Below are 8475 nucleotides of genomic sequence, written 5' to 3' on the forward strand. Positions count from 1 at the left end.
TTTCGAGGCTCAGGCGCCAGAGCGCCTTCGCACCTCAACCACCGGTGGTTGAGGTGCGAGCGCCCGCTCGGGCGCGAGCCTCGAAACCTCGGTTCCACGGCCGCCGTGACGAGGTTCTGGTCACGGGGGTCCCTAGGTGAGGCTTCCCTCAGTTATCGTGGATCCTCGTGACCACCATCAGCACCGCAGCGGACGCCTCCGCGACGACGGCGCCCCGGCCCGAGCACCGCTCGTCGGCCGGGTTGAGCGTCGGGCTCGTGGTGCTGCTGGGTGTCCTGCTGGCCGTGACATTCCTCAGCATCGTGCTCGGCTCGCGCGGCGTGGGCCTCGGGACGATCTGGAGCGCGATCACCGACCACGACCCGACCAGCACCGACGAGGTCGTGATCCGTGACCTGCGACTGCCGCGCACGATCATCGGCCTGCTCGCCGGTGCGGCGCTGGGAATGGCCGGCGCGATCCTGCAGGGCCTGACCCGCAACGCGCTCGCCGACCCGGGGATCATGGGCATCAACTCCGGCGCCGCGGCAGCGGTCGTCATCTCGATCATGGTCGTCGGCACGTCCGACGTCACGAGCTACATCTGGTGGGCCTTCGTCGGCGCCGGCGTCGCGACGACCGTGGTCTACGGCGTTGCCTCGTTCGGGCGCGAGGGGGCCACCCCGATCAAGCTCGCGCTCGCGGGAGCAGCGGTCAGCGCGGGCTGCTACTCCATCACCACCGGCGTCACGATGGTCAACTCCGACGCCCTCAACGAGCTGCGCTTCTGGCAGGTCGGCTCGCTCGCCGGTCGCTACTGGCCGATCGTCGAGCAGACTGCGCCGTTCCTCCTCACCGGCATCGCCATCGCGGTGTTCGCGGGTCGCTGGCTCAACGGTCTGGCGCTCGGTGACGACGTGGCGACGGCGCTGGGCCAGAAGGTCGGCCGGACCCGCGCCGTCCTCTTCGTGCTCGTCACCCTGCTCGCCGGCGGGGCGACCGCGGCGTGCGGCCCGATCGTCTTCATCGGCCTGGTCGTGCCGCACATGGCCCGCGCCATCTGCGGGCCCGACTACCGCTGGATCATGACGTACTCGCTGCTCCTCAGCCCGATCGTCCTGCTCACCGCCGACATCCTCGGGCGGCTGATCACGTTCTCGGGCGAGGTGCAGGTCGGTGTCGTGCTCGGCCTGCTCGGTGCTCCCGCCTTCGCCTTCCTGATCCGGCGCAAGAACATGGCGGAGCTCTGATGGCCGTCATCGAGCGCGATCCCGCGCCGCCGACCTCCGCGGCCCCGGGCGCCCACTCGGTCATCGTGCGCGCCCGCCTCCTGCGCCGCAGCCGCACGGTCGGCGTGACGCTGGTGCTGGCCGCGATCGCGTTCGCGCTGTTCGTCGGCACGATGATGATCGGCAGCTTCACGGTGACGCCGTGGCAGGTCGTGAGGGCGACGTTCGGGTTCGAGTCCGACGGCGGCATCAACTACGTCGTGCGCGACCTGCGCCTGCCCACCGCCGCGACGGCACTCGCGGTCGGCCTGGCGATGGGACTGTCGGGCATCATCTTCCAGCGCCTGCTCTCCAACCCGTTGGCCTCGCCCGACTTCGTCGGCGTCTCCTCGGGTGCGAGCTTCTTCGCGGTCGGCTCGATCGTGATGCTGAACTTCCAGGGCGAGCTGGTCTCGGTCGCTGCCCTGGTCGGTGCGCTGCTGGCCGCGCTGCTCGTCTACGTGCTCGCGTGGCGCGACGGCATCACGGGATACCGCTTCATCCTGATCGGCATCGGCGTCAGCCAGTTCTTCCTCGCCGGTTCGGGCTACGTGCTCTCGCGCGCCGACGTCTACAACGCCCGCGAGGCCATGACGTGGCTCGTCGGCGCGGTGGGCCAGGCCGGCGACACCGAGCTGCGCGTGCTGCTGGTGAGCCTCGCCGTCGTGCTGCCCGTGGTGTTCGTGCTGAGCCGTCAGCTCTCGGCACTCGAGCTCGGCGACGACACGGCCAAGGCGCTCGGCGCGCGGGTCGAGCTCATGCGGGTCTCGCTGATGCTCACCGCGGTCGTGCTGATCGCGCTGGCCACCGCGACCGCCGGGCCCATGGCGTTCGTCGCCCTGATCGCGGGGCCCATCGCCGCGCGGCTCGTCGGTTCCGGCAGCTCGGCGCTCCTGGCTGCGGCGTTCGTCGGTGCGATCATCGTGCTCACGGCCGACCTCGTCGCGCAGCACGCGCTGCCCTCGCAGCTGCCGACCGGTGTCATCACCGGCGCGATCGGCGCCCCCTATCTCATCTGGTTGCTCGTCTCGGTCAACCGGGAAGGACGTGGAGGATGACGGACCTCGAGATCCCGCCGCCCGTGGCGCCGGAGACGCGGCACCACGACCTGCGGGCCCGTGGCCTGACGCTGGGCTACGGCGGCGTCGACATCGTGCACTCGCTCGACCTGGACGTGCCCGACGGCAAGGTCACCGTCATCGTCGGCGCCAACGGCTGCGGCAAGTCGACGCTGCTGCGCGGTCTCGTGCGCCTGCTCAAGCCGCGCGCCGGCACGGTCGAGCTCGACGGCAGGCCGCTCAAGGATTGGAACAGCACCGAGATCGCCCGCATCATGGGGCTGCTGCCGCAGAACCCGGTCGCGCCCGACGGCATCACGGTCGCCGACCTCGTGGGCCGCGGCCGGTATCCCCACCAAGGCTGGTTCCGCCGCTGGAGCGCCGAGGACGACGAGGCCGTCGAGGTCGCGCTCGCCGCGACCCACACGACCGAGCTCGCCGACCGCACGCTCGCCGAGCTGTCCGGCGGTCAGCGCCAGCGCGTCTGGATCGCGATGGTGCTCGCGCAGGACACCGATCTCGTGCTGCTCGACGAGCCGACGACGTTCCTCGACATCAGCCACCAGGTGGACCTGCTGGACCTGCTGGACGAGCTCAACACCGCGCACGGCAAGACCGTCGTGATGGTGCTGCACGACCTCAACCTGGCGTGCCGCTACGCGCAGCACATCGTCGCGATGAAGGAGGGCCACATCATCGCGCAGGGGTCGCCGACCGAGATCATCACGGCCGAGGTGGTGCACGAGGTCTTCGGCCTGCCGTGCCAGGTCGTCCCCGACCCGGTCACCGGCACCCCGCTGGTGGTCCCCCTCGGCCGCCACCGCCCCTGAGCTGCAAGATGTGGTCACTCCGGTCACGGATTGGGCGGAAAAGCGTGACCGGAGTGACCACATCTTGCGGTCACGGACGGCTAGTGGAGGCTGAGGTCGGGGTTGTGCGGGCCCTTGGGCTCGACCCAGAAGTCGAGCGCGAGGTCCTTCTCCTCGCCGCCGTTGAGGTAGACGCTGAAGTCGGTGACCCCGGCCTCCTCGAGCACGTCGTCGTCGATGAAGAAGTTGCCGGTGCACTCCCGGCTCGGACGCGTGAGGATCTCGTAGGCAGCGTCGGCCATGATCGCGGGCGTGCGTGAGCTGGCGCTGAGGCCGGGACCGACGACGTTGCGCACGGCGGCGGTGTCGATCGCGGTGCGCGGCCACAGCGAGTTGGCGGCGACACCGTCCTCGCGCAGCTCACCGGCCAGACCCATCGTCACCAGGCTCATGCCGAACTTCGCGATCGTGTACGCCGTGAAGGTCGTGTGCCACTTCGGGTCGAGGCTGATGGGCGGGCTGAGCGTCAGGATGTGCGGGTTCGCCGACTGCTTGAGCCAGGGGATCGACGACTTGGCCAGGAGGAACGACCCGCGACAGTTGATGTCGTTCATCAGGTCGTACTTCTTCATCGAGATGTCCTCGGTGCGCGACAGGTCGATCGCACTCGCGTTGTTCACGACGACGTCGATGCCGCCGAACGTCTCGGCGGTCTGCGCGACGGCATCGGCCACGAACGCGTCGTCGCGCACGTCGCCCACCAGCGGCAGGGCCTTGCCGCCGGCGGCCTCGACGGCCTCGGCGGCGGTGTAGATCGTGCCGGGCAGGTTCGGGTGGGGCTCGGCGGTCTTGGCCAGCAGGGCCACGTTGGCCCCGTCGCGTGCGGCGCGGACCGCGATGGCCTCGCCGATGCCCCGGCTTCCGCCGGACATGATGATCGTGACTCCGGCCAGCGACATGCGTCCTCCAGGTAGATCGTCTGTGGCAGTCTGGTCATCATGACAGTGCTGGTGGCACGATGACCATGGTGACCGAGACCGAATCTTCCATGCCGCGCGATCCCTCCGCCGTGACCGTGGTCCAGGCGTTGGCCGAGCGGTGGAGCTGCCGCGGTTTCCTGCCCGAGCCGGTTCCGCGCGCGACGATCGAGTCCGTCGTGGAGTCCGCGCAGCGCACGCCGTCGTGGTGCAACACCCAGCCCTGGCAGCTCGCGATCTTCTCCGGCGACGCGATCGACGACCTGCGCACCGCCTTCGCGGGCGACCAGCGCATCACCCCCGACATCGACTTCCCGCCGGGCTACGCGGGGGTGCACCAAGAGCGTCGCCGCGAGGTCGGCCTGCAGCTGTACGACGCGGTCGGGGTGGCGCGCGGCGACCGCGAGGCGTCAGCGCTCCAGATGCTGCGCAACTTCGACTTCTTCGACGCGCCCCACGTCGCGATCGTGTCGGCGCCGGCGGCGCTCGGCCCGTACGGCTACGTCGACTGCGGTCTGTGGGTGCAGTCGTTCCTGCTCGCGGCCCAGGCCCACGGCATCGCGACGATCGCCCAGGCGGCCGTGGCGATGAGGTCCGAGCTGCTGCGCGAGCGCATCGGCTGGGACGACGAGCGCCAGGTCGTGTGCGGCATCTCGTTCGGCTGGCCCGACCCGGAGCACCCCGCGAACTCCTTCCGCGCGCACCGAGCCGACATCGACGACGCGGTCACCTTCTTCGACTGATCCCGGTGGTCGAGGTGAGCCCTTCGAGGCTCGCTCGTTCCTCGCTCGCACCTCAGGGCGCGAAGCGAGGACCGCCCCCTGTCCCCCTACGACTTCGTCGTGGGAGGTGCCCCCAGCGCGACGAAGGAGCCGGTTCCTGAGGTGCCGCGAGGTACGAGCGGCCTCGAAGGGCGAAGGGGGCTCCTCAACCAACGGGGGCGGGGGCGCCGGGGTCGCGCAGGATCGGGCACGACATGCACCGCGGCCCGCCGCGGCCCGAGCCGAGCTCGCTGCCGCTGATCGCGACGACCTCGACGCCCTGCTCCGCGAGCCGGGCGTTGGTCTGCTCGTTGCGCTCGTAGGCGACCGCGAGCCGGGGCGCGATCGCCAGGGTGTTGTTGCCGTCGTCCCACTGCTCGCGCTCGGCCGTGACCGGGTCGAGCCCGGTGTCGATGCGGCGCAGCTCGTCGATGCCCATCGCGGTCGCGGCGGCGCCGAAGAACGGCTGCCGCGGACCGACCACGAGCTCGTCCTGCTCGAGGGTCAGCGTGACGGCTTCCAGGTCGTCGGCCATCGTCGGGAAGATCACCACGGTGTCGACGTCGACCATCGTCACGATCGTGTCGAGGTGCATCGTGGCGCGCTCCTGCGCGATCGGCACGGCCAGCACCGTGTGCGCGAGCCCCTCGCCCAGCACCTGGCGCGCGAACCGCTCGGCACCGGCCGGTGTCGTGCGCTCGCCCACGCCGAGTGCGACCACGCCCGGCGCGAGCAGCAGCACGTCGCCGCCCTCGACGTGCTCGAGGTGCGGCCCGTGGACGAGCGAGACGCCGACGAACCGCGGGTGGTGCGCGTAGACGAGCCCGGTCAGCTGCGTCTCGCGCACGCGCGCCGGCATCGCCAGGCTCGTCACGGCGACCCGGTCCGGCAGCCAGACCGAGGAGTCGCGCGTGAACAGCAGGTTGGGCAGCGGGTCGATCACGAAGTCGTCGCTCGCGAGCAGGCTGGTCACGAGCGTGCGGATCGGGACCTCGTCGTTGCGCAGGCCCGCCGTGAGCACCGTCGCCAGGTCGCTCGGGTGCAGGTCGGAGAGCCAATCCGTCAGGTGCGACTGCAGGGCGTCGCCGAGGTGCAGGGCATCCGTCGTCGACGCGATGACCTGCTCACGGGCTGCCTCCGACTCGAGCGTCTGCTCCAGCAGCTCGACGAGGTAGAGCACCTCGACGTCGTGGTCGCGCAGCGCGGCCGCGAACGCGTCGTGCTCGTCCTGCGCGCGACCCAGCCAGGGGATGCCGTCGAACAGCAGGGCGTCGTTGTTGCGGGGCGTCAGACGCGCGATCTCGGCGCCCGGCCGGTGCAGCATCACGGTCCGCAGTCGACCGACCTCGCTGTCGACTCCCCAGGCCGATGACTCGGTGCGCGGCGTCGTCATGCCCCGAGCCTAGGGCGCACGGCCTGGTCCGTTCGAGCCATTTGCGGCCGTTTCGCCATGGGGGCGTCGGACATTGCCGAGCATGGACGCATGCGGAGGGGCATGGGGAGATCTGTCGTGCGCGCGCTCGTCGTCGCGCTGGTGGCCGTCGTGCCGGTGCAGCTGGCACCGGCCTCGGCCGCGAGCGTCACGGCGGCCGAGCTGCTGAGCCAGCTGACGACGGAGGCGGAGGTGCGGACCGGGTACCAACGCGACCTGTTCCCGCACTGGGTCGACGACGACGGCGACGGGTGCGACACGCGCCGGGAGGTGCTGATCGCCGAGTCGCTGACGCCGGTCCAGGTCGGCTCGGGCTGCTCGCTGTCCGGCGGGACCTGGTACTCGGCGTTCGACGGCGCCACCTGGACCGACTCGGCCGACGTCGACATCGACCACATGGTGCCGCTCGCCGAGGCCTGGGACTCCGGCGCCCGCTCCTGGTCGGCGCAGACGCGCCGCGCGTTCGCGAACGACCTCGGCGACGCGGACACGCTGATCGCCGTGACCGACTCGGTCAACCAGGCCAAGGGCGACAAGGACCCGGCCTCGTGGATGCCGCCGCTGAGCTCCTACTCCTGCGACTACGCGATCGCCTGGGTGCGCGTGAAGTACCGGTGGAGCCTGACGGTCGACACCGCGGAGCGGTCGGCGCTCTCCTCGACGCTGTCGGGCGAGTGCGGCAGCCGCTCGGTGACGACGCCGACCCGAGCCGGCGTCACGACCGGTGGCCCGACGACCTTCTCCGACGTCCCCTCGAACCACGTCTGGTTCACGCAGATCACCTGGCTCGCCGGGCAGGGCGTGACGACCGGCTACGCCGACGGCACGTTCCGGCCGGGCGCACCGGTGCTGCGCGAGCAGATGGCGGCCTTCCTCTACCGGCTCGCGGGCAGCCCCGACGTCGCGAACCTTCCCGCGGTCTCGCCGTTCGTGGACGTCCCGACCTCGCACGCGTTCTACCGCCAGATCGTGTGGCTCTCGCGTGCACGCATCACCACGGGGTATGCCGATGGCACGTTCCGCCCCGGTCAGCCGGTGCTGCGCGAGCAGATGGCCGCCTTCCTGCACCGCCTGGAGAACAGCCCGGCCCCGGCCTACCCGTCGTCGAGCCCGTTCGTCGACGTGAACGGCGGGCACACCTTCTACGGCAGCATCGTCTGGCTCGCGGGCCAGGGCATCTCCACCGGCTGGGACGTCGGCTACGGATGCCGCGAGTACCGGCCGGGCCTGGCCGTGCAGCGCGGTGACATGGCTGCGTTCATGTACCGCCTGCGCAACGGCGGCACGCCGCCGGTGGTCGACGGCAGCGGTTGCCGACCGCCGGCCCCGCCGCAGCCGCCGGTCACGCCGACCGGTCCGGTCGCGCCCGTCGATGCCTACAACTGCCCGGCGCACGCCCCGATCAAGGGCAACGCCAACTCCGGGATCTACCACGTCCCCGGCGGCCAGTACTACGCTGCGACCAAGCCGGAGCAGTGCTTCCGGACCGAGGCCGACGCCGTCGCGGCCGGTTACCGGAGGTCGCAGCGATGAGGCGTGGTCGTCGACGGTTCTCCCGCGTGGGGACCGCGGTCGCGGTGCTCGCCGTGCTCGCCGCAGGTGGATCCCTGGCGCAGACCGATCAGTCGGTCGCGGCAGCGCCGACGGACCTGACGACGGTCGCCGAGGCGCCGAGCACGTCGGAGCCGGTGCCCTCCGCTGGGACCACGGAGCCGACCCCCGCCGCCGACGGCGCGGTCTTCGGCCCCGCCGCGGTCGAGGCGCTGGGTGACCAGCTGGATGAGGTCGCCGCGCTGAACGAGATGACGACCGACGAGCTCGTCGACTCGCTGCAGGACCCGACGTACGGCGTCGACGGCGGTGGGAGGCTCTTCGTGGCCGACTTCGCCGAGGGCGACCACGACCACGAGGGCGAGGACCAGGCGCCGGTCGCCCAGGCGGCGGTCGTCCCCCTGGACCAGACCTTCAGCCTCAACAGCCTGCCCGGCTCGAGCCGCACGATCTACCTCGACTTCGACGGCCACACGCTGACGAACACCGTCTGGAACCAGCAGCAGGGGATCCCGAACGGGCGCACCGTCCCGGCCTTCAGCCTCGACGGGTCCCCGGCGTTCTCGGACGCCGAGCTCGAGTTCATCCAGAACGTCTGGCTCGCGGTCTCGGAGGACTACGCCCCGTTCGACGTCAACGT

At 71.1% G+C, this 8475-nt stretch carries 7 protein-coding genes and 1 pseudogene; 6 read left to right on the top strand and 2 right to left on the bottom strand.

Annotated features, from left to right (window positions below):
* Positions 1-167 precede the first annotated feature (167 nt).
* The 3 genes from ABD127_RS00270 to ABD127_RS00280 are packed head-to-tail and all read left to right on the top strand — an operon-like array spanning position 168 to position 3135.
* Positions 168-1229, top strand: coding sequence for a FecCD family ABC transporter permease (locus ABD127_RS00270; protein ID WP_344196458.1), 1062 nt, complete (start codon positions 168-170; stop codon positions 1227-1229).
* A complete protein-coding gene (locus ABD127_RS00275) occupies positions 1229-2305 on the top strand; it encodes a FecCD family ABC transporter permease (RefSeq protein ID WP_344196460.1) in 1077 nt (358 codons plus the stop codon). The genes ABD127_RS00270 and ABD127_RS00275 overlap by 1 nt, the downstream gene beginning before the upstream one ends.
* Positions 2302-3135: an ABC transporter ATP-binding protein gene (locus ABD127_RS00280; RefSeq protein WP_344196463.1), complete on the top strand. Its 834-nt coding sequence runs from the start codon at positions 2302-2304 to the stop codon at positions 3133-3135. The genes ABD127_RS00275 and ABD127_RS00280 overlap by 4 nt, the downstream gene beginning before the upstream one ends.
* 80 nt (positions 3136-3215) lie before the next feature.
* On the opposite strand, the gene ABD127_RS00285 is transcribed toward ABD127_RS00280, so the two are convergent.
* A complete protein-coding gene (locus ABD127_RS00285; protein WP_344196466.1) occupies positions 3216-4073 on the bottom strand; it encodes an SDR family oxidoreductase in 858 nt (285 codons plus the stop codon).
* Positions 4074-4162: 89 nt separating this feature from the next.
* Between ABD127_RS00285 and ABD127_RS00290 the strand changes: the two genes are divergently transcribed.
* Positions 4163-4834, top strand: coding sequence for a nitroreductase (locus ABD127_RS00290; protein ID WP_344196468.1), 672 nt, complete (start codon positions 4163-4165; stop codon positions 4832-4834).
* Positions 4835-5018: 184 nt separating this feature from the next.
* Here ABD127_RS00290 and ABD127_RS00295 read toward each other — a convergent pair whose 3' ends face one another.
* The gene (locus ABD127_RS00295; protein ID WP_344196470.1) at positions 5019-6245 is read right to left on the bottom strand and encodes an arginine deiminase; all 1227 of its coding nucleotides are present in this window, start codon (positions 6243-6245) and stop codon (positions 5019-5021) included.
* 102 nt (positions 6246-6347) lie between these two features.
* Between ABD127_RS00295 and ABD127_RS00300 the strand changes: the two genes are divergently transcribed.
* Positions 6348-7817 carry an S-layer homology domain-containing protein gene (locus ABD127_RS00300; protein WP_344196473.1) on the top strand — a complete coding sequence of 490 codons (1470 nt, stop codon included), beginning with the start codon at positions 6348-6350 and terminating at the stop codon, positions 7815-7817.
* A gap of 26 nt (positions 7818-7843) precedes the next feature.
* Positions 7844-8475 (top strand): annotated as a pseudogene (locus tag ABD127_RS00305) (hypothetical protein); the annotation flags it as partial.

This window comes from Aeromicrobium alkaliterrae (genome assembly GCF_039529015.1).
GTDB lineage: Bacteria > Actinomycetota > Actinomycetes > Propionibacteriales > Nocardioidaceae > Aeromicrobium > Aeromicrobium alkaliterrae.